This window comes from Azospirillum soli (genome assembly GCF_017876165.1).
Lineage (GTDB): Bacteria > Pseudomonadota > Alphaproteobacteria > Azospirillales > Azospirillaceae > Azospirillum > Azospirillum soli.
Genome location: NZ_JAGINQ010000001.1, coordinates 441,929 through 461,386, shown reverse-complemented (window position 1 = coordinate 461,386; position 19,458 = coordinate 441,929). Strand labels below are relative to the sequence as shown.

Annotated in this window: 13 protein-coding genes; 7 read left to right on the top strand and 6 right to left on the bottom strand. The window is 68.2% G+C overall.

Going from position 1 to position 19,458, the window contains the following annotated elements; genetic code table 11:
• The first annotated feature begins 14 nt into the window (after window positions 1-14).
• Entirely contained in the window at window positions 15-1,379 is a 1,365-nt protein-coding gene (locus J2852_RS02175; RefSeq protein ID WP_209870187.1) for a glutamate--cysteine ligase, read from the top strand.
• A gap of 46 nt (window positions 1,380-1,425) precedes the next feature.
• Here the strand turns inward: J2852_RS02175 and J2852_RS02170 are convergent, their stop codons facing one another.
• Together J2852_RS02170 and J2852_RS02165 are read right to left on the bottom strand one after the other, a co-directional pair.
• On the bottom strand, window positions 1,426-2,580 hold the full coding sequence (locus tag J2852_RS02170) for a pyridoxal phosphate-dependent aminotransferase (protein ID WP_209870184.1): 1,155 nt from the start codon (window positions 2,578-2,580) through the stop codon (window positions 1,426-1,428).
• A gap of 12 nt (window positions 2,581-2,592) precedes the next feature.
• On the bottom strand, window positions 2,593-3,903 hold the full coding sequence (locus J2852_RS02165) for a gamma-glutamyltransferase (protein ID WP_209870181.1): 1,311 nt from the start codon (window positions 3,901-3,903) through the stop codon (window positions 2,593-2,595).
• A gap of 76 nt (window positions 3,904-3,979) precedes the next feature.
• Between J2852_RS02165 and J2852_RS02160 the strand changes: the two genes are divergently transcribed.
• The 3 genes from J2852_RS02160 (at window position 3,980) to J2852_RS02150 (ending at window position 6,797) form a co-directional block, all read left to right on the top strand.
• Window positions 3,980-5,326, top strand: a complete 1,347-nt coding sequence (locus J2852_RS02160) for a M48 family metalloprotease (RefSeq protein ID WP_343206663.1) — start codon at window positions 3,980-3,982, stop codon at window positions 5,324-5,326.
• Between the two features lie 98 nt (window positions 5,327-5,424).
• Entirely contained in the window at window positions 5,425-6,183 is a 759-nt protein-coding gene (locus J2852_RS02155) for a DsbA family protein (protein ID WP_209870178.1), read from the top strand.
• A 2-nt stretch (window positions 6,184-6,185) separates the two neighbouring features.
• The gene (locus tag J2852_RS02150; protein ID WP_209870175.1) at window positions 6,186-6,797 is read left to right on the top strand and encodes an HAD family hydrolase; all 612 of its coding nucleotides are present in this window, start codon (window positions 6,186-6,188) and stop codon (window positions 6,795-6,797) included.
• Between the two features lie 135 nt (window positions 6,798-6,932).
• On the opposite strand, the gene greB is transcribed toward J2852_RS02150, so the two are convergent.
• Both greB and J2852_RS02140 read right to left on the bottom strand, forming a co-directional pair.
• Complete coding sequence (gene greB, locus J2852_RS02145) at window positions 6,933-7,490, bottom strand: transcription elongation factor GreB (protein WP_209870172.1); 558 nt, start codon at window positions 7,488-7,490, stop codon at window positions 6,933-6,935.
• An 85-nt stretch (window positions 7,491-7,575) separates the two neighbouring features.
• Complete coding sequence (locus J2852_RS02140) at window positions 7,576-10,620, bottom strand: Rne/Rng family ribonuclease (protein WP_209870169.1); 3,045 nt, start codon at window positions 10,618-10,620, stop codon at window positions 7,576-7,578.
• Window positions 10,621-11,209: 589 nt separating this feature from the next.
• Between J2852_RS02140 and J2852_RS02135 the strand changes: the two genes are divergently transcribed.
• The 3 genes from J2852_RS02135 to J2852_RS02125 all read left to right on the top strand — a co-directional run bounded on the left by J2852_RS02135 (window position 11,210) and on the right by J2852_RS02125 (window position 16,743).
• Window positions 11,210-12,532 (top strand): N-acetylmuramoyl-L-alanine amidase, encoded by a 1,323-nt coding sequence (locus tag J2852_RS02135; RefSeq protein WP_246499243.1) that lies wholly within the window; start codon window positions 11,210-11,212, stop codon window positions 12,530-12,532.
• A gap of 214 nt (window positions 12,533-12,746) precedes the next feature.
• Complete coding sequence (locus J2852_RS02130; RefSeq protein ID WP_209870167.1) at window positions 12,747-15,290, top strand: penicillin-binding protein 1A; 2,544 nt, start codon at window positions 12,747-12,749, stop codon at window positions 15,288-15,290.
• A gap of 304 nt (window positions 15,291-15,594) precedes the next feature.
• Window positions 15,595-16,743, top strand: a complete 1,149-nt coding sequence (locus J2852_RS02125) for a DUF2382 domain-containing protein (RefSeq protein ID WP_209870164.1) — start codon at window positions 15,595-15,597, stop codon at window positions 16,741-16,743.
• A gap of 51 nt (window positions 16,744-16,794) precedes the next feature.
• Here the strand turns inward: J2852_RS02125 and J2852_RS02120 are convergent, their stop codons facing one another.
• Window positions 16,795-17,766, bottom strand: a complete 972-nt coding sequence (locus J2852_RS02120) for an SGNH/GDSL hydrolase family protein (protein WP_209870161.1) — start codon at window positions 17,764-17,766, stop codon at window positions 16,795-16,797.
• An 11-nt stretch (window positions 17,767-17,777) separates the two neighbouring features.
• A complete protein-coding gene (locus tag J2852_RS02115) occupies window positions 17,778-19,217 on the bottom strand; it encodes an MBOAT family O-acyltransferase (protein WP_209870159.1) in 1,440 nt (479 codons plus the stop codon).
• Window positions 19,218-19,458: the final 241 nt, after the last annotated feature.

Below are 19,458 nucleotides of genomic sequence, written 5' to 3'. Positions count from 1 at the left end.
GAGCGGGAGCTTTCATGTCCGCACCTCCTAAGACGCGTGGCGAACCGATCACCGACCGTCGCCAGCTGGTCGCTTATCTCGAATCCGGCTGCAAGCCGGCGGCGGACTGGCGCATCGGGACCGAGCACGAGAAGTTCGCCTACCGTGTCTCCGACCTGCGCCCGCTGCCCTACGACGGACCGGACGGCATCCGCGAGGTGCTGACCCGCCTCCAGCGCTACGGCTGGGAGCCGGTGGAGGAGAACGGCAACGTCATCGCGCTGGTCCAGGGCATGGCGAACATCACGCTGGAGCCCGGCGGGCAGGTGGAGCTGTCCGGCGCGCCGCTGGAAAACCTGCACCAGACCTGCGCCGAGGTGCACCACCACCTGCGGCAGGTGAAGGAGGTCGGGGCGGAGCTGGGCATCGCCATGATGGGCCTGGGCTTCCAGCCGAAATGGCGGCGCGACGAGATTCCCTGGATGCCCAAGGGCCGCTACAAGATCATGGGCGACTACATGCCCAAGCGCGGTGGGCTGGGGCTCGACATGATGTCGCGGACCTGCACCGTGCAGGTGAACCTGGACTTCGCGTCGGAAGCCGACATGGTGAAGAAGTTCCGGGTCAGCCTCGCGCTGCAGCCCATCGCCACGGCTCTGTTCGCCAATTCGCCCTTCACCGAGGGCAAGCCGAACGGATTCCAGAGCTTCCGCAGCCACATCTGGACCGACACCGACCCCGACCGCACGGGCGATCTGCCCTTCGTGTTCGAGGACGGTTTCGGGTTCGAGCGGTATGTGGACTACCTGCTCGACGTGCCGATGTACTTCGCCTATCGGGACGGGACGTACATCGACGCGTCGGGGCAGAGCTTCCGGGATTTCCTGAACGGCAAGCTGCCGGCGCTGCCGGGCGAGGCGCCGCTCATCACCGACTGGGCCGACCATCTGACGACCGCCTTCCCCGAGGTGCGGCTGAAGAAGTACCTGGAGATGCGCGGCGCCGATGGCGGTCCGTGGCGGCGCCTGTGCGCCCTGCCGGCGCTGTGGGTCGGGCTGCTGTACGACGACCAGGCGTTGGATGCGGCCTGGGATCTGGTCAAGGACTGGACGACCGAGGAGCGCGCCCATCTGCGCGCCGAGGTGCCGCGCCACGCCCTGCGCACGACCTTCCGGAACCGGACGGTGCGCGAGGTCTCTATGGAGGTTCTGGAGATCGCCCGTGGCGGTCTGGTCCGGCGTGCCCGCAATGACAACTGGGGCGACGACGAGGCTCACTTCCTCGACACGCTGCTGAACATCGCCGAGTCCGGCGAGACGCCGGCCGACGAACTGCTGGCCAAGTTCCACGGCGAGTGGGGCGGCAGCGTCGATCCGGTCTTCCGGGAGTATGCCTACTGAGGAAGGCGATCCCTCTCCCGGCCGGGCCGGGAGAGGGATGGTCAGGTTACCGTTTCCAGGCGATCAGCCGCCGGGCGGCTTCGGCGATCGTCTCTTCCGATCCGGCGAAGCTGAAGCGCACGAAGCGATGGCCGCGCGCCGGGTCGAAGTCGATGCCCGGCGTGCAGGCGATGCCGGTCTCCGCCAGGATGCGCTTGCAGAAGGCCTCGCTGTCGTCGGTCATGGCCGACACGTCGGCGTAGACGTAGAAGGCGCCGTCCGCCGGGGCGAGCTTGTCGAAGCCGGCCTTGGGCAACTCCTCCAGCAGGATACTGCGGTTGCGGGCGTAGCGGGCGACGTGGCCGTCCAGCTCCTCCGTGCAGTCGAAGGCGGCCACGGCGGCGGCCTGCGACAGGCTGGGCGCGGAAATGAAGAGGTTCTGCGCGAGGCACTCGACCGAGCGGATCAGGTCGTCCGGCACGATCATCCAGCCGAGCCGCCAGCCGGTCATCGAGAAGTATTTGGAGAAGCTGTTCACCACGAGCGCGCTCTCGCTGACCTCGGCGGCGGTGACGGCCTCCGGCCCATAGGTCAGGCCGTGGTAGATCTCGTCCGACACGAGGCGCACGCCGTTGGCGTCGCACCAGGCGGACAATTCCGTCAGCTCCTCGCGGCTCAGCATGGTGCCGGTGGGGTTGGCGGGACTGGCCACGATCAGGCCCTGGACGGGCTTGTCGAGCTTTTCCAGAAGCTCGATGGTCGGCTGGAAGCGGTGCTCGGGGCCGGTCGGCAGTTCGACGGGCTCGACGCCGATGGCCGTCAGCGTGTGACGGTAGGCCGGGTAGCTGGGCGAGGCCATGGCGACCCGGTCGCCCGGATCGAAGGCGGCGAGGAAGCCCAGCTGGAAGGCGCCGGAGGATCCGGTGGTGACCACGACGCGGCGGTCGGGCACGTCGACCTTGTAGCGGTCGCGGTACCAACGGGCGATGGCCGAGCGGAGTGCCGGGATGCCCAGCGATCCGGTGTAGCCCAGCACATCGGCATCCAACATGCGGTGGGCGGCGTCCAGCACGCCCTTCGGCGCGCCGGTGGAGGGCTGCCCCACCTCCATGTGCAGGACCTCAAGCCCGGCGGCCTCGCGCTCGGCGGCGGCGCGCATGACCTCCATCACGAAGAAGGGCGGGATTGCGCCCCGTTTGGAGACTTTGGGGTGTTTGCTCATGATTTTAGAGAGTTAGTCCGTCTCGCGGGGAGTTTCGACCTGAATCCCAAGGCCGTGGGTGCGGGGATCGACGGCCATCTGGCATTCCTTCCAGCCGCTTTCCATCGACACTTGGCAGGCGGTGAAGGACGCGCGGCCGGGGGCGTCGCCGGGGCGGGCGGCCTGGATGGCGCCGGCCGGCTGCCTTTCCAGCGCGGCGGGCAGGGCGGCGGTCAGCAGGGCCAGCGGGCCGGCGGCGGGACCGTCATTGCCGCCCGACGTGCCGGTTCCGGCGAACAGAGTACGGCCGACGATGCCGTTGGCGAGCAGGGCCGGCGTGCCGAAGCCGGCGCGGTCCACGCCGCGCGCGGCCAGCAGGCCGGTGCCCGGCACCATGCGGCCGGTGCCGAAGGGCGCGCCCATGGTGAAGGTGCAGGCCACGCCGTTCTCGTCCGGGTCGATCACCACGAGGCCGGCGCCGGGAACGGACGTGCCGTTTCCGGTGGCGCCCAGCGCCTGGGCGACTCGCGCGGCGCGCTGGGCGGGGGCTAAGTCGGCAGCGGCGTTCCAGGCGGCGGTCAGGGCGGCGCCGGACTCGGGTTCGGGAAGTTGGGCGAAGTGCATGGAGACGATGCCCAGCGGGAGCGCCGAGGTGGCGCCCCACCGCGGCTGGTAACCGCGCAGAGCCGACGGGTCGAGGCCAATGGACTGCGCCACCGTCGCGCCCAGCGGGCCGCCGTACAGGGAGGCGACGCCCGTACGGCGCACCTGCGACAGGGTGTTGGCGAGGTCCGGCTGGCTGAAGGGCGTGCCCTCGGCAAGCGGCGCGCCGGTGGGGAGGAAGACGCGCTTGGCCTCCGGGTCGGTGGCGAGGCGGGCACCAAAGGTGGCGAGGTCCTGGCCGAGCGCGCGGCTGACCGGGGTGGAGCGGGCCAACTGCTCGGCCGGGACAACGGTCTGCTCCCACCGCAGGACGCCGGCGCTGGCCTGGAGCGCGTAGACGCCGCGCAGGAAGGCGGGGGTGGCGACTCCGGCGGGGCCAGCGGAGGTGGCGGCGGGGCGGGGGAGGAAGTCCAGCGTGCGGGCTTCCTTCTTCGCCGCGTTGAAGACCACGCAGACGCCGCCGCCGTTCAGGCCGACGCGCGACGGCAGGGTGGCCGTCATCGCCAGCGCCATCGCCGCCGCCGCGTCGCCCGCGCGGCCGCCCTGGGCGATGATGTCGCGGCCGATGCCCGCCGCGCGCGGCTCGTCCGCCATGACGTAGCTCTGCAGCAGGGCGTTCGTCTTGTACTTGGTGTTGACGCAGCCGGGCAGCAGCATCGCGGCTATGGCAATCGCGCCCAAGCCTTGCCAAATTTGGCGGGTAGACCCTTGACGTCGGGGGTGGGATGCTCGGTTCCGGAATGCGGAGGTCGTAACGGTGCGCAAGCCCAGCAGGCTGGTTTCGGTCATCGCCATCTTTGCCGTGATGATTCTGTCGTGGACGCCGCCCGCGGGCGCGCAGCGCCGTCCGGAGATGCAACTCCTCAGCGACGCCGAAACCGAACATATCATCCGCGACATGGCGCGGCCAATCTTCCAGGCCGCCGGCATCGACGCGGACACGGTCAACATCATCCTGGTCAACGACAACACCATCAACGCCTTCGTGGCCGGCGGGCAGAACATCTTTCTGCACACCGGGCTATTGCTGGGGGTGGACGACGCCGGCCAATTGCTGGGCGTGATCGCGCACGAAACCGGGCACATCGCGGGCGGCCATCTGGTGCGCGGGTCGGAGGCGATGGAGAACGCCTTCCTGTCCTCGCTGATCGGCATGGGCCTGGGCATCGTCGGCGGCATCGCGGCCGGCAACGCCGGGGCCGGCGCGGCCGGCGTCATGCTGGGCCAGCATCTGGCGGAGCGGAACTTCCTGTCCTTCTCACGCAGCCAGGAATCCTCGGCCGATCAGGCGGGCCTGTCCTACATGGAGCAGGCCGGCGTGTCGGCGCGCGGCATGGTGTCCTTCCTGGAAAAGCTGGGTGCCGACGAGCCGGTGCTGACCGACCGCGACCAGGGCTACCGCCGCACCCACCCGCTGACCCGCGAGCGCATCGATTCGGTGCGCAACTTCGTCGATCATCAGCGTGCCGGCAACAAGCCGATCCCAGCGGCGTGGAACGAGAATTTCCACCGCATCCAAGCGAAGCTCTACGCCTATCTGGACCCCAACGGGGCGCTGCGGCGCTACCGGGCGGAGGACCGCTCCTTTGTCGCGCGCTACGGGCGGGCCTACGCCTATTTCCGGCGCGGCGAGGTCAAGCAGGCGCTGCCGCTGGTCGATCAGCTGATCGCCGAGGAGCCGAAGAACGCCTTCCTGCACGAGATGAAGGGCGATCTGATGCTGCAGAACGGGCGCGCGGCCGACTCCGTGGCGCCCTACCGCAAGGCCATCGAGCTGCAGCCGGACGCCAACAGCATCCGCGTGTCGCTGGGCCACGCCCTGCTGGAACAGAACGACCCCCGGCTGGCCGACGAGGCGCTGAAGCACCTTCAGGTCGCCTCCAAGACGCAGGGGTCGGCGTTCCTGTGGCGGCTGACGGCCCAGGCCTGGAGCATGAAGGGCAACAACGGCATGGTCGCCTACGCCACCGCCGAGGAGGCCTTTGCGCGCGGCGACAAGCCCATGGCCCGCGCCCAGGCCGAACGGGCGGAGAGGCTGCTGCCCGTGGGATCCCCCGGCTGGCTGCGCGCCCAGGACATTCGCGGGCAGGCGGGCGGGAAGTAGCGCCGCCGCCTTGCCCGGCCCCCTTGTTCAGCTCCCTTGTTCGGCCGGGTTATCCGGTACAGAGTAGCGCCCAAATCCGCACCCAGAGGTTTTCCGACATGATCCGCATCCACCCCGCCGCCCTTGCGCCCAAGGCCCTTCTGTTGGCCGCCGCGCTGGCGGCGTTTTCCCCCGCCATCGTCCAGGCGCAAGCCGTGGACGAGGCGCAGCGCAAGGCCATCGAAGGGGTGGTGCGCGACTATCTGATGAAGAATCCGGAAGTCATTCTGGAAGCCATCGAGGCGTTGCAGCAGCGCGAGAAGACGGCGGAGGCGGAACGGGCTCAGAAGGCGCTGGTGGACAACAAGGCGGCGCTGTTCCAGAACCCGGCCGACCCGGCGATCGGCAACGCGCTGGGCGACGTGACGGTGGTGGAGTTCTTCGACTATCAGTGCGGCTACTGCAAGGCGGTGATGGCCGACACGCAGCGCTTGGTCAAGGACGACCCCAAGCTGCGCTTCGTCTTCAAGGAGTTCCCGATCCTCGGGCCGGCGTCGGTCGTGGCGGCGCGCGCGGCGCTGGCCGCCAAGGCGCAGGGCAAGTATCTGGAGGTGCACAACGCCCTGATGGGGCATCGTGGACAACTGGACGAGGACACCATCTACCGCCTTGCCAAGTCGGCCGGCGCCGACGTGGAGAAGTTGAAGAAGGACATGGACAGCCCGGAGGTGATGAAGGTCATCGCCACCAACCAGCAGTTGGCCGAGCAGCTGGGCATCCGCGGCACGCCGGGCTTCATCATCGGCGACGCGCTCGTTCCCGGCGCCATCAAGCTGGACGAGATGAAGCGTCTGGTCGGAGCGGCGCGCAAGGGGTAACAATGGCTTCGCCGACGACGGTCGTCTTTGACATCGGGCACGTGCTCATCGAGTGGGATCCCCGGAACCTCTACCGCGAGATCTTCGAGGGGTACGAGGACCTGATGGAGCATTTCCTCGACAACGTCTGCACCCCGGCCTGGAACCTGGAGCAGGACCGGGGCCGTCCCTGGGACGAGGCGGTCGCCCTGCTGGCCGCCGAGCATCCGGACTGCGCCGAGCTGATCCGCGCTTACCACGAGCGGTGGGAGGAGATGGTGCCCGGCCCGGTGGCCGGCACGCCGGACATCCTGCTGGAGCTGAAGGAGCGGGAGACGCCGCTCTATTCGATCACCAACTTTTCGGCCGACAAGCTGGCGCTGACGCGCAAGCGCTTCGACTTCCTGAACGTCTTCGATGGGATCGTGGTGTCGGGGGAGGAGCGGCTGGTGAAGCCCGACCCGGCCATCTTCGAACTGCTGTTGGAGCGCTACGGGCTGACGGCCTCGGACTGCTTCTTCATCGACGACAACGCGGCGAACGTAGAAGCGGCACGGGACACCGGGATGGTCGCGCACCAGTTCACGGGAGCGGAGCGGCTGCGGCGTGAGTTGGAAGGGGTGGGGCTGCTGTAAGGCCGTTGCGACGGGCTCCCTTCCTCCCAGCCTTCGGCTGGGCCCCTCCTTCCCCCACCTTCGGCGGGGAAAGGTTGTTTAGCCCTCCCCCGCCGTCAGGTGGGGGAGGGTTGGGTGGGGGCCCTGTGCAGCGACTTACTCGTCCCCCGGATACCGAATCGCGATGACCTCGATCTGCTCCACGCCATTGGGAGCCCGGAGGTCCACCACGTCGCCTTCCTGGGCCTTCAGGAGCGCGCGGGCGATGGGGGAAATCCAGCTGACGTGGGCGCGGTCGAGGTCCACCTCGTCGGCGCCGACAATGGTGATGGTGTTCTCCGTGCCGTCCTCGCGGGCGTAGGTCACGGTGGCGCCGAAGAAGACGCGGTCGCGGTTTTTCTGCTGAGTCGCATCGACGACCTCCGCCGACTCCAGGCGCTTGGTCAGGAAACGGATGCGCCGGTCGATCTCGCGCAGGCGCTTCTTGCCGTAAATATAATCGCCGTTTTCCGAGCGGTCGCCGTTGCCGGCGGCCCAGGACACCACCTCGACCACCTTGGGACGCTCGACGCGCAGGAGATTGCGAAGCTCCTCCTGCATGCGCTGGAAGCCGGCCGGCGTCATGTAGTTCTTCACGCCCTTCGGCAAGGGCTTGGGATCGTCCGCCTCGTCGTCGTTCGCGGAATCGTTTTCCCGTGTGAAAGCCTTGCTCATCGTCGCGACCCTTGCGCTGTCTCCTGAAAAGGAAAAGGCGCCGGGAGGCGCCTTTTCCAGTCGGTGTTTGGTCATAAACCCCGCGTTAGCGGTTCCACCAGCCGCGCTTGGGCTTTTCCGCCGGCGGGTTGACCGCCTCGGCAGCCTTCGGGGCGGCCTTAGGGGCGGCGTTTTCCTCAACCGCAGGCTCGGCCGCGACCGGTTCCGGGGCCGGTTCGCTGATCGCCGGAGCGGGTGCGGCTTCGGCCGGAGCCTCGGCGGCGGTCTTGCGCTTGCGCGGAGCGGCGCGCTTCTTGGCCGGCTTGGCCTCCTCGGCGGCGGCCGGAGCCTCCGCGACCGGCTCGGCAACCGCCGGGGCGGCTTCGGCCGGAGCCTCGGCAGCGGCCTTGCGCTTGCGCGGCGCGGCACGCTTCTTGGCCGGCTTGGCCTCCTCGGCGGCGGCCGGAACCTCCGCGACCGGCTCGGCAACCGCCGGGGCGGCTTCGGCCGGAGCCTCGGCAGCGGCCTTGCGCTTGCGCGGCGCGGCACGCTTCTTGGCCGGGGCTTCCGGAGCGGCTTCCGCAACCGATTCGGCGGCGGGAGCCTCCTTGGCCGGGGCGGCTTCGGCGGCCTGCTTTTCCGGAGCGGCCGGGGCTTCGCCGGTCAGGATCCAATCGAAGTCGATCGGCTCCACATCGGCGGCCTGAGCCGGGGCGGCCTGAGCCGGAGCGACGGGCGCCGGAGCGGCTTCGGCCGGGGCCGCAGCTTCTTCGGCGATCACGCCGTCCTCGCGCTGGCGGGTCCGGCGACGGCCGCCACGCTTGCCGCGACGGCGCTTCTTGCGGTCGCCGTTGGTCTCGCCCGCTTCGGCGTTCTCCAGGGCCTCGGCGCCTTCCTCGGCACCCTCGTCCTCGCCCTCGGCGTCGGCACCCTCGGGGGCCTCGGCTTCGGCGCTTTCCAGCTCGGCACCGTCCTCGGCGCCCTCGGCGGCGTCGGCCGGGTCGAAGGTCGGACGGCCTTCCTCGCGGTCACGGCCACGGCCACGGCGGCGGCGGCGGCGGCCACGGCGGCGGTCGCCGTCACCCTCGCCCGAGGCTTCGGAGCGCTCGGCGGTCTCGGCCTCGGCGGCTTCCTCCTCCGTCTCCTCCTCGATCTCCTCCGGCTCGGCGGCGAGCGCGCGGTCGGTCTCGGCCATCACGCGGTCGGCGCTGACCAGCGGAATGTCATCCTCCGGCGTGCGGGCCTTGATGCGCTCGATCCGCAGATCCGGGGCGATCAGCGTGTCGTCGGCCTGGACCATGACGCGGAAGCGGTAGCGCTCCTCGATCTTGATCAGTTCCGAGCGCTTCTGGTTCAGGATGTAGAGCGCGATGGAGGCGGCCACGTGGACCGTGATCTCCGACGAGCGCTTGCGGATGCCCTCTTCCTCGATGGCGCGCAGGACGTGCAGCGCGGCCGATTCGACCGAGCGGACCACGCCGGTGCCGGCGCAGTGCGGGCAGCGCTCGAAGTTGGTCTCCAGCAGCGACGGGCGCAGGCGCTGGCGCGACAGTTCCAGCAGGCCGAAGGCGGAGATGCGGCCGAGCTGGATGCGCGCCCGGTCGTTCTTCATCGCCTCCTTCAGGCGGCGTTCGACCGACGCGTTGTTGCGCGGCTCCTCCATGTCGATGAAATCGATCACGATGAGGCCGGCGAGGTCGCGCAGACGCAGCTGGCGGGCCACCTCCTCGGCGGCCTCCAGGTTGGTCTTGTAGGCGGTTTCCTCGATGTTGCGCTCGCGCGTCGACTTGCCCGAGTTGACGTCGATGGAGACCAGCGCCTCGGTCGGGTTGATGACGATGTAGCCGCCGGAGCGCAGCTGCACGACCGGGCTGTGGATGGCGTCGATCTGCGTTTCCACCTGATAGCGGTGGAACAGCGGGATGGTCTCGTCGCGGTACTGAAGCACGCGCTTGGTGTGCGTCGGCATCAGCATCCGCATGAAGTCCTTGGCGGTGCGGAAGCCGGCGTCGCCTTCGACCCACACCTCGTCAATGTCGTCTGCGTAGAGATCGCGGATCGAGCGCTTGATGAGGTTCGCCTCTTCATAGATCAGGCAGGGGGCCGACGACTTCAGCGTCTGTTCCCGGATGTCGTCCCACAGGCGCAGCAGATATTCGAGGTCGCGCTTTATTTCCTGCTTGGACCGTTCCAGGCCCGCCGTGCGCAGGATGACCGCCATGCCGTCCGGAATGTCCAGGTCGGACAGGATTTCCTTCAGGCGCTTGCGGTCGGCCGGGTTGGTGATCTTGCGGGAAATCCCGCCGCCACGGCCGGTGTTGGGCATCAGCACGCAATAGCGGCCGGGCAGGGAGAGGTAGGTGGTCAGCGCCGCACCCTTGTTGCCGCGCTCCTCCTTGGTGACCTGCACCAGCATGACCTGCCGGCGCTTGACCACTTCCTGGATCTTGTAGCTGCGCAGCGGGCGCTGGCGGCGGCGGTGGGCTTCCTCGACCTCGTCGCCGCCGATCACGTCCGGGCCATCGGCGGCGTTTTCCGCCGGGGCGGCGTCGCTGCCGTTGACGACCTCGTCGGAGCCCGCGGATTCCGGAGCGTCGTAGGCGGAGGTCTCGCCGTCCGCATCGCCGGTCACGGCGTCCCCGGAGGCGGCGTCGGCGGCCGGCTCTTCGCCGTAGGAGGCTTCGACGGGCGCGTAGCTCTCGGTCTCCGCGTCGGCGTCACCGTCAAATTCGGCGCCGAAGTTCACCTCGCCGTAGGGCGAGGGCATCGGCGACATCTCTTCGACGACCTGCTCGGGGCGGATCGGCTCGGCCATCACCGCGCCGTCGGCGGCGGCTTCGGCGCGGGCCTCCGCCTGTTCCTCCAGCCGGCGTTCCTCGGCCAGCAGCGCTTCGCGGTCGGCGACCGGGATGCGGTAATAGTCGGGATGGATTTCCGAGAAGGCGAGGAAGCCGTGGCGGTTCCCGCCGTATTCCACGAAGGCCGCCTGGAGCGACGGCTCGACCCGGGTCACCTTGGCAAGGTAGATGTTGCCCTTGAGCTGCTTCCGGGTCGCGATTTCGAAGTCGAGATCTTCGAGTCTGTTACCATTGACCACGGCGACCCGGGTTTCCTCCGGGTGCGTGGCGTCCACCAGCATGCGCTTGGCCATACAAGATCCCCATGACGCAGCCGGGCCGCCCGCGCGACGTACAAGCCGCCTGGACGCGTCATCGTTGTGGGCGAAGCCTGCGGAACCGGCCCCAACATCGTCGAACGGCGCTGACGAAGCAGCCAGGACGAGTCGGACTTCGGACTCCGGGTTCCGGCCTTGCGGCCGGCACCAGCTTCGAGGTTTCGTCACAATCACCGGTGACCCAAAAGCGTCACGCCCCGAACGGCGGCCGATGATCTATGTCGGCCGGGGATATCCGAGGGCGACGCCGCAGCGGTCCCGAAGGGAAACGCTGGTGGGTCGCGGTATGTCGCAGGGCTACCATAGACAAGCACGAAAACTTGCACAACGGTGGATTTCGGCGAAATGAAGGTTGCCCCGTGACCGGATGGTGTCGGCCGGATGGCGGCCGTCCGATGCCCCTGTTGCCCGGCGGGCCGGGCGGTGCAGTGTCAGGGGGAGTGTTGCAGGAACGGCACCCCCGCCATTTATCTCAGCCGCCGTCTCACGACCGCCGTTGAACGCCTTGATTTCACTCGGCTATAGCTAAGGCTAGCTTAGCCGTAAAGCGATTCTGGTGGATTTGATGCCCCGAATGCTCGCGATGGTCGTCGCCGTGGTGGGCGCTCTGGTGGGGGCGGCCGCGCTTCCGCTCGCGCCGGCGCTGGCGCAGACCACCGCCGCGTTGCCGTTGCCCCCGCCGTCGCAGGCGCGGCCGGTGGTCCTGGACAGCCGGCTGGGCATCCACCCCGACAAGACCCGTTTCGTTCTGGAACTCAGCGAGTCGGTGCCGTTTTCGGTGTCGGTGCTGGCCAACCCCTACCGCGTCGTGGTGGACCTGCCGGAACTGGCTTGGCCGAACGGCGGTGCTGCGATGGCCGGCAAGGGGACGGCGGGCAAGGGGCTGATCGCGCGCTACCGCTACGAGGCCGGCGAGACCGGCGCGCCGCGTCTGGTCTTCGAGACGACGGGGCCGGTGCGCGTGCTGGAAGCCTTCACTCTGTCGGCCAGGGACGGCTTCAACCCGCGCTTCGTGATCGACATCGAGCGGGCGAGCGCGGCCCAGGTTGCGCAGGCTGTCGCGCGGGCAGCCGCGAGCGCGCCGCCGGTTCCCAAGGCGGAGGCGTCCGGGCCGGCTGCGCGCCCGAACGTCGTTCCGGTCGCCGCCCCCATGGCGCCTCCGGCTCCGCCGAAGGTGGCCCCGGTGCCGGAGAAGCCTCTGGTCGTGCTGGATCCGGGGCATGGCGGCGTCGACCCCGGCGCCGTCGGCGTGGGTGGCGTCTATGAAAAGGACATCACGCTGGCCATGGCGCGCGAGCTGAAGCGCCAGCTGGAGGCGTCCGGCCGCTACCGGGTGCGGATGACCCGCGACAAGGACGTGTTCGTCCGCCTGCGCGACCGCGTCGCCATCGCGCGCGAGTCGAATGCCGATCTGTTCCTCTCGCTGCACGCGGACAGCATCGGCAGCACCAGCATGCGTGGCCTGTCGATCTACACGCTGTCGGACAAGGCGTCGGACCGCGAGGCGGAAATGCTGGCCGCCAAGGAAAACCGGGCTGACGCCATCGCCGGGCTGGATTTGTCGGCCGAGAACGATCTTGTGGCGAGCATCCTGATCGATTTGGCGCAACGCGACACCAAGAACCACTCCAAGCGCTTCGCCAACATGGCGTTGGAACATCTGGGCCGGGACATTAAGCTGATCCCCAGCAAGCCGCACCGACAGGCGGGCTTCGCCGTGCTGACGGCGCCGGACCTGCCGTCTGCGCTGGTCGAAATGGGCTACCTGTCGAGCCCGCAGGACGCCAACCTGCTGAACACGCCGGGCCACCGCGAAAAGCTGGCGCGGGCGATGCTCCGGGGCGTAGACGCCTACTTCAAGTGGCTGGGGATTGCGCGGCGGAGTTGAGGTTCGGGAGGGGTGCGCGGGGCGCTGACCAGCTACCCCCTTCTTGCGCGCGCCTTGTGGGCGTCACATTTTCCTGACATGCCTGGGAAGGAGTCGGCGAGCCGGCTCCGGCGGTGTAGGATGCCGCCGTTCGGACGGTGCCCGTTGTTCCGGTGCCCATTGCTTTTGGTGATGGGGAATGGCGGCGTGCCGCCTTGCCTGTTTGGGAACTGTCATGCGCCTGATTCTGTCCGTTCTGATGGCCCTCGTGATGCTCGTCCTGGTCGGTGCCGGGGGGCTCGTCTATGTGCTGGACTATTACGACCGCGACCTGCCGGACTACACCAAGCTCGCCAACTACCAGCCGCCGGTGACCACCCGTGTCCACGCCGGCGACGGGCGGCTGCTGGCCGAATTCGCGTCGGAAAAGCGCGTGTTCGTTCCCATCGACGCCATGCCCAAGCGCGTGATCAACGCCTTCCTGTCCGCCGAGGACAAGAACTTCTACGAGCACAAGGGCGTCGATCCCATCGGCATCGCCCGCGCGATCCTGACCAACGTGGAGAATTTCGGCAGCGACCGCCGGCCGGTCGGCGCCTCGACCATCACGCAGCAGGTCGCCAAGAACATGCTGCTGACCAACGAGGTCTCCTTCCACCGCAAGATCAAGGAAGCGATCCTGGCCGTGCGCATCGAGCGCGCCTTCACCAAGGACCGCATTCTTGAGCTGTACCTGAACGAGATCTTCCTCGGCTACCGCTCCTACGGCGTGGCGGCGGCGGCGCTGAACTACTTCAACAAGGCGCTGGACGAGCTGGACATCGAGGAGGCGGCCTATCTGGCGGCCCTGCCCAAGGCGCCCAGCAACTATCACCCCGAACGCCAGCGCGACGCCGCCATGGCGCGCCGCAACTGGGTGATCGGCCGCATGGCCGAGGACGGGCACATCACGCCCGAGGAGGCCCGCGCGGCCCAGGCCAAGCCGCTGGCCGTGCGCAAGCGCGACGAGCAGGAATATGTAACCGCCGAGTATTTCGCCGAGGAGATCCGGCGTGAGCTGGTGAAGCTGTACGGCGAGCAGGCGCTCTATGAGGGCGGCCTGTCGGTGCGCGCCTCCATGGACCCGACGATGCAGGAGGCGGCGACCAAGGCGCTGCGCACCGGGCTGATCCAGTACGACCGCCGCCACGGCTATCGCGGGCCGGTCGGCAAGATGGACAATTTCGACACCTGGGCGAAGAAGCTGGCCGCCATGCCGGTGCCGCCGGGCGCCGACGGCTGGAAGCTGGCCGTCGTGCTGAAGGACGATCTGGCCGACGCTCTGGACATCGGTCTGGCCGACGGGTCGCGCGGGCGCGTGCCGCTGGCCGAACTGCGCTGGGCGCGCGCCTGGAAGGAGGGCGAGCGGATCGGTCCTGAGATCCGCCGGCCGTCCGACGCGGCGAAGCTGGGCGACATCATCCTGGTGGAGCCGATCGCCAAGGACGAGAAGGGCAAGGACCTGCCGCCCGCCACCTATGGCCTGCGGCAGATCCCGGCGGTGCAGGGCGGGCTCGTCGCGCTCGACCCGCACACCGGCCGCGTGCTCGCCATGGTCGGCGGTTTCTCCCCGCACATCAGCGTGTTCAACCGCGCCACCCAGGCGATGCGGCAGCCGGGCTCCTCCTTCAAGCCGTTCGTCTATCTGTCGGCGCTGGACCAGGGCTTCACCCCGGCCTCGCTGGTCATGGACGCGCCGTTCGAATATGACCCCGGCCACGGCCAGCCGATCTGGCGGCCGGAGAACTACAGCCACGAGTTCTACGGGCCGACCCCGCTGCGCGCCGGCATCGAGAAGTCGCGCAACGTCATGACCGTGCGCCTCGCCCAGGCCATCGGCATGGACAAGGTCAAGGCCACCACCGAGAAGTTCGGCATCGTGGACAACCTCCAGCCCTATCTGCCGATGTCGCTGGGCGCCGGCGAAACGACGGTGCTGCGCATGACCACCGCCTACGCCATGCTGGCGAACGGCGGCAAGAAGATCGTCCCGACCTTCATCGACCGCGTCCAGGACCGCACCGGCAAGACCATCTTCCGCCACGACAACCGCCAGTGCGAGGGCTGCACCAGCGTGGAATGGCGCGATGGGGTGGCCGTGCCCGCGGTGGCCGACACGCGCGAGCAGATCGCCGACCCGCGCACCGTCTACCAGATGGTCTCCATGCTGGAAGGCGTCGTGCAGCGCGGCACGGCGACCAAGCTGCTGTCGCTCGGCAAGCCGCTGGCCGGCAAGACGGGCACCACCAACGACAGCATGGACGCGTGGTTTGTCGGCTTCTCGCCGGACCTCGTGGTCGGCACCTACATCGGCTTCGACCAGCCGCGCTCGCTGGGGCCGAAGGAGACGGGCGGCTCGGCTGCCGTGCCGATCTTCAAGGACGTGATGGAAGAGGCGCTGAAGGACAAGCCGGCCACCCCGTTCCGCGTGCCGCGCGGCCTGCGCCTCGTCCGCGTGAACCCGGAGACCGGCCAGTTGGCCCAGCCGGGCGAGCGCAAGGCGATCTGGGAGGCCTTCATTCCCGGCACCGAGCCCAACCCCGACCGGCAGCAGATGGTGCTCGACGGGTCGGGCCAGGCGGGTGGCGTGGGCGGTTGGACCGGCGGTGCTGTGCCCGGCTCCGGCTATGGCGAGCCGTCGGCGGCGACCGGCGGATTCGGGGCGACTCCGGGCTTCGGGGTGCCGAACGCCCCGGCGGCGCCGTCCGCGGCCACGGTCGGCACCGGCGGGCTGTATTGAGACGAGGGCGGGACAACCGATTCGTTGTCCCGCCCCGTATGCTCATCAAGCGATGGTGCGCTGCGGCGACAGAGTGCGCGCGGGAATGATGTGCAATCCCGCAACGCCCATCCGTATTTCCGAAGCATAGGTCAGACGGACGCCTTTAAAGACACGCTCGAAATAGCGGTGTCCAGGGCGCCGATATTGCCGTTCGCAGGTGCGGAACGGGGCGAAGTCCGTCCTGTTGGTGGGACTGCACGCGGTTAACGCTCCGCAACGCCGAGCAAACTCCTGCATTCCCGCCATCCACGAGGACTCCGCCATGACCACGGACGCCGAGCCGAAGCGCGTCGTCATACCCGTCGTTCAGGAAATGGTCGAAATCGAGAAGCATGCCCGCCGCACCGGGACCGTGCATGTGCACCGGCGCGTCCATGAGGAGGTGGAGGAGATCGACGCACCGCTGGAGTCGGTGGAGATCGTGGTGGAGCGTGTCCCGGTCGGACGCTGGATCGACGCCCCCATGGACGAGCGGCAGGAGGGCGACACCACCGTCATCCCGGTGATCGAGGAGGTGGTGGTGAAACGCCTCCGCCTCGTCGAGGAGGTGCGGGTGACGCGCAAGCGGACCACCCACCACTTCCGCGACCGCGTGAACGTCCGTCGAACCGAGGTCGAGGTGGAACGGGAGGCCGAAGGCCCGCCGCCGCCCGACCGAGACGAGCCGCAGCACGAGCTTAGGAGAAGACGCATGACGACGACCGTGATCGGACTGTACCAGACGCCGGAGCCGGCGCGCCGCGCCCGTGGCGAGTTGACGAAGAACGGCTGTCCCGCCGGGAGCATTCAGCTGTTCGACACCCAGCAAAAGGACATGGTGCGCAAGCTGGCGGACCTCGGCATCGACGAGGAGGATGGCGAAGCCTTCTCCGGGGCCGTCGCCAAAGGGGCGGCGGTGATCGCCGTCGAGGTGGAGGACGACCGGGCCGAGGACATCTGCGCTCTGCTGGAAGAGAACGAGGCCCACGCCGTGGACGCCTATTCGGACGTGGAAGAGGAGGAGGGGGATAAGCGGGGCCGGGAAAAGAAGACCCTTCCAGAGGTCGAGGAACGGGTTCAGATCGGCAAGCGCCGGGTTGTTCGCGGCGGCGTGCGCGCCCGCACCCACGTGACGGAACAGCCGATCGAGAAGCGGGTGAGGCTGGAGGAGGAAAAGGTCCGCGTCCGGCACCGCGAAGCCGACCGCGAGCTGAGCCCCGAGGAAGCGGAGCGGGCCTTCAAGGAAACCAGCGTCGAGATGACGGAAACCGCCGAGGAAGCCCAGGTCCGCAAGGCCGCCCGCCTGATCGGGGAGGTCGAGGTGTCCAAGACGACGACGGAGCGGCAGGAAACCGTCCGTGAGACGGCGCGGAAGACCGAGGTGGACGTGGAAAAGATCGAGGCCGGGGACAAGCAGCGCGGGAAGCGGTAAGAGCCGTTCACTCCCTCTCCCGGCGGGGCCGGGAGAGGGACTTGTCCGTGTTTACGGCCGGGCCGCCGCATGCTCAATGTTGGGGGTGCCCAGCTGGGCGATGGCGTCGGCGGGACAGTTGCCGAGCGGGCGCAGCCGGTCCTCGATGTGCGCCAGCATGACGCGCACGCCTTCCTGGTTGATGTGGAGGGCATCGGCGAAATGCTCGTCGCCCTCCACGGCGTGGCGCGCGTCGATCACGGAAACATCCGGGGGCAGGCGGCGCTTCAGGTCCTCGAAGAAGGCGTCGAAGTTGCTGACCTTCTTGATGTAGCCCGGATGGAAGGGGGTGATGACCACCGCCACCCGCGTGCCGTGTTCCCGCGCAGTCGCGATGATGCGGTCCAGCGCCTCCCAATTGGGCTGGAAGCCCTCCATCGCTTCGGTCGGCAGATTCTCGATCTGGTGGCGCAGGAATGGCGACATGGTGCCGCTCAGCGTCCGGTCATCGGCCGGGCGCAGCAGGCCCATGGCCAGCCGGATTGTCTGGTTGTTGTTGAAGATCAGCGTGTTGAAGGCCTGGTTGGAGGCCCACATCCGGTAATCGACCTTGCGGATGAAGTCGTCCACCCGCTCCGAATAGTAGGAGAGTAGGGGCACGTCGGCGAGGGTGTAGGGCGGATCGACGACGCTGGTCGGCTCCAGCAGCAGCAGGCGCGGGGCGCCGTGCCGCTCGACATAGTCCTGCCACAGCAGGTCGGCGATGGTCGTCGGCGCCCCGCCCATGCCGAGGTTCAGCGTCTTCCCGCAGGTCACGTTCTGGATGTCGAGCGCCGGAAAATGGTTGTCGGCGCGCGAGTTGCCGAGCACCACGACGTCGATCGTCTCGCCGGGGTTTTTCTCCGTCGGGCCGGCCTGCCGGTAGACGGTCATGAAGCGGTCGGAGGAATGCCGCAGCATCTCGCCCAGCGAGGATGCCAACACACGGTCCATGGTGACCACCATGACAAGGATCATGCCAAAGGCTGCCAGGAGGCGGAACATGGGAAGGCTCCTCAGAACTGGAAGTAGATGAAGGACCGGTTGGCGAAGTTGCCGAACAGAAGCAGCAGAATGACCAGGGTCGAGCAGGCCATGGACCGCGCGACCACGTTCACCCCGGCGTAGCGGCGGCTGGCGCCCATCTCGATCAGGGCGTCGATCATCAGCACCACGCCCGCGAAGACGACGACGCGCATCAGGTAGCTCATCTGCTGCATGCCGCGCGGCAGGCTGAAATCCGCGTCGGCGATGATGCCCAGGATGGTCCAGACCGTGTGCATGCTGTCGGCCCGGAAGGGCAGCCAGGTCAGCGTCACCAGCAGGAAGACGACGACAATGGTGAGCAGGCGGCCGGCGGCCAGGGGAATGCCGGTCAGGCGGACAGGGCTTTTGGAGCCGAGCCAGCGCACCGCGTCCTCCGCCGCCATCAGGGCGGCGTGCATGGCGCCCCACAGAATGAAGGTCCAGTTGGCGCCGTGCCACAGGCCGGAGACCAGCATCACGATGGTCATGTTGCGCACGCGCAGCCACTGCGTCCGGCTGCCGCCCAGCGGGATGTAGACGTAGTCGCGGAACCAGGTGGACAGCGACATGTGCCAGCGCCGCCAGAAGTCGCGCATGCCTATGGCGAAGTACGGGCGGGCGAAGTTCTGGCAAAGCGTGTAGCCGAAGATCTGCGACAGGCCGATGGCGATCAGCGAATAGCCCGCGAAGTCGCCGTAGATCTGCAAGGAAAAGCAGATCAGCCCGATAACGTGGTTCAGCGCGTTGTAGAACTCCGGCTGGGCGAAGCGCGCGTCCACCACGGCGGCGGCGTTGTCGGCAAGGCCGATCTTCAGGAAATAGCCCCAGATCACCTTCTCCAGCCCGGCGAAGCGGAAGGCGAAGGGCACGTCGTGCTTCGGGCCGTCCTGGATTTGCGGCAGCAGGTCGCGCGCCCGGACGATGGGGCCGGCGACCAGCTGCGGAAAGAAGGCCACGAAGGTCGCGTAGCGCATCAGCGACCGTTCCGGCTTGTCGAGATGGCCGAGATAGAGGTCGAGCGCGTAGCTGAGATTCTGGAAGACGTAGAAGGAAATGCCGACCGGCAGGATGATGTCGAGCGTCCGCCGCCCGACGTCGATGCCGGCGGCGGCCAGCGCCACCTCCGCGCTGTCGATGAAGAAGTTGAAGTATTTGAAAAAGAACAGGATCGAAAGGTTGGAACCGAGGCTGACGTGCATGAACATCTTGGCCGTCGCGCGGTTCGGCGCGTCGGCGATCCGCAATCCGCAATAGAAGTCGGTGACGGTCGTCAGCGCCAGCAAGGCGCAGAACCGATAGTCCCAGTAGCCGTAAAAGACGTAGCTGACGACCAGAAGCATCGGCGTGAACAGGCGCGTGCGCGCCAGCGCCATGAACGCCGCCGTGAAAGCCGTGATGAACAAAAGGAATTCGAGACTGGTGAAGTTCATTGGAAGGCCCGCCGTTTGTCGTTGGGGCTGTTTGTCGTTGGAGGCGCGTCGCCGGCCTAGGGAACTGAGCTGGGGAACCGGGTTTGCCAGGCGGCGTTGCTCATGCGCCGGGCGGGCGGTCCTTCCGTGCCGGCGGCGGGGATGAATGCATGCGTTGATTCCCAATAAGGTCACAGAACGGCGGTGACGCTATCACGGATTGCGCCGCCACAATTCCGCCGCGAATGGAGTTCCGCAGTGC

Bases quoted from the DNA above. Each gene is read 5' to 3' on its own strand.
- J2852_RS02140 (WP_209870169.1), bottom strand. From the start codon at position 10,620: ATGGCCAAGCGCATGCTGGTGGACGCCACGCACCCGGAGGAAACCCGG.
- J2852_RS02170 (WP_209870184.1), bottom strand. From the start codon at position 2,580: ATGAGCAAACACCCCAAAGTCTCCAAACGGGGCGCAATCCCGCCCTTC.
- J2852_RS02115 (WP_209870159.1), bottom strand. From the start codon at position 19,217: ATGAACTTCACCAGTCTCGAATTCCTTTTGTTCATCACGGCTTTCACG.
- J2852_RS02135 (WP_246499243.1), top strand. From the start codon at position 11,210: ATGCCCCGAATGCTCGCGATGGTCGTCGCCGTGGTGGGCGCTCTGGTG.
- J2852_RS02155 (WP_209870178.1), top strand. From the start codon at position 5,425: ATGATCCGCATCCACCCCGCCGCCCTTGCGCCCAAGGCCCTTCTGTTG.
- J2852_RS02130 (WP_209870167.1), top strand. From the start codon at position 12,747: ATGCGCCTGATTCTGTCCGTTCTGATGGCCCTCGTGATGCTCGTCCTG.
- greB (WP_209870172.1), bottom strand. From the start codon at position 7,490: ATGAGCAAGGCTTTCACACGGGAAAACGATTCCGCGAACGACGACGAG.
- J2852_RS02125 (WP_209870164.1), top strand. From the start codon at position 15,595: ATGACCACGGACGCCGAGCCGAAGCGCGTCGTCATACCCGTCGTTCAG.
- J2852_RS02175 (WP_209870187.1), top strand. From the start codon at position 15: ATGTCCGCACCTCCTAAGACGCGTGGCGAACCGATCACCGACCGTCGC.
- J2852_RS02150 (WP_209870175.1), top strand. From the start codon at position 6,186: ATGGCTTCGCCGACGACGGTCGTCTTTGACATCGGGCACGTGCTCATC.
- J2852_RS02120 (WP_209870161.1), bottom strand. From the start codon at position 17,766: ATGTTCCGCCTCCTGGCAGCCTTTGGCATGATCCTTGTCATGGTGGTC.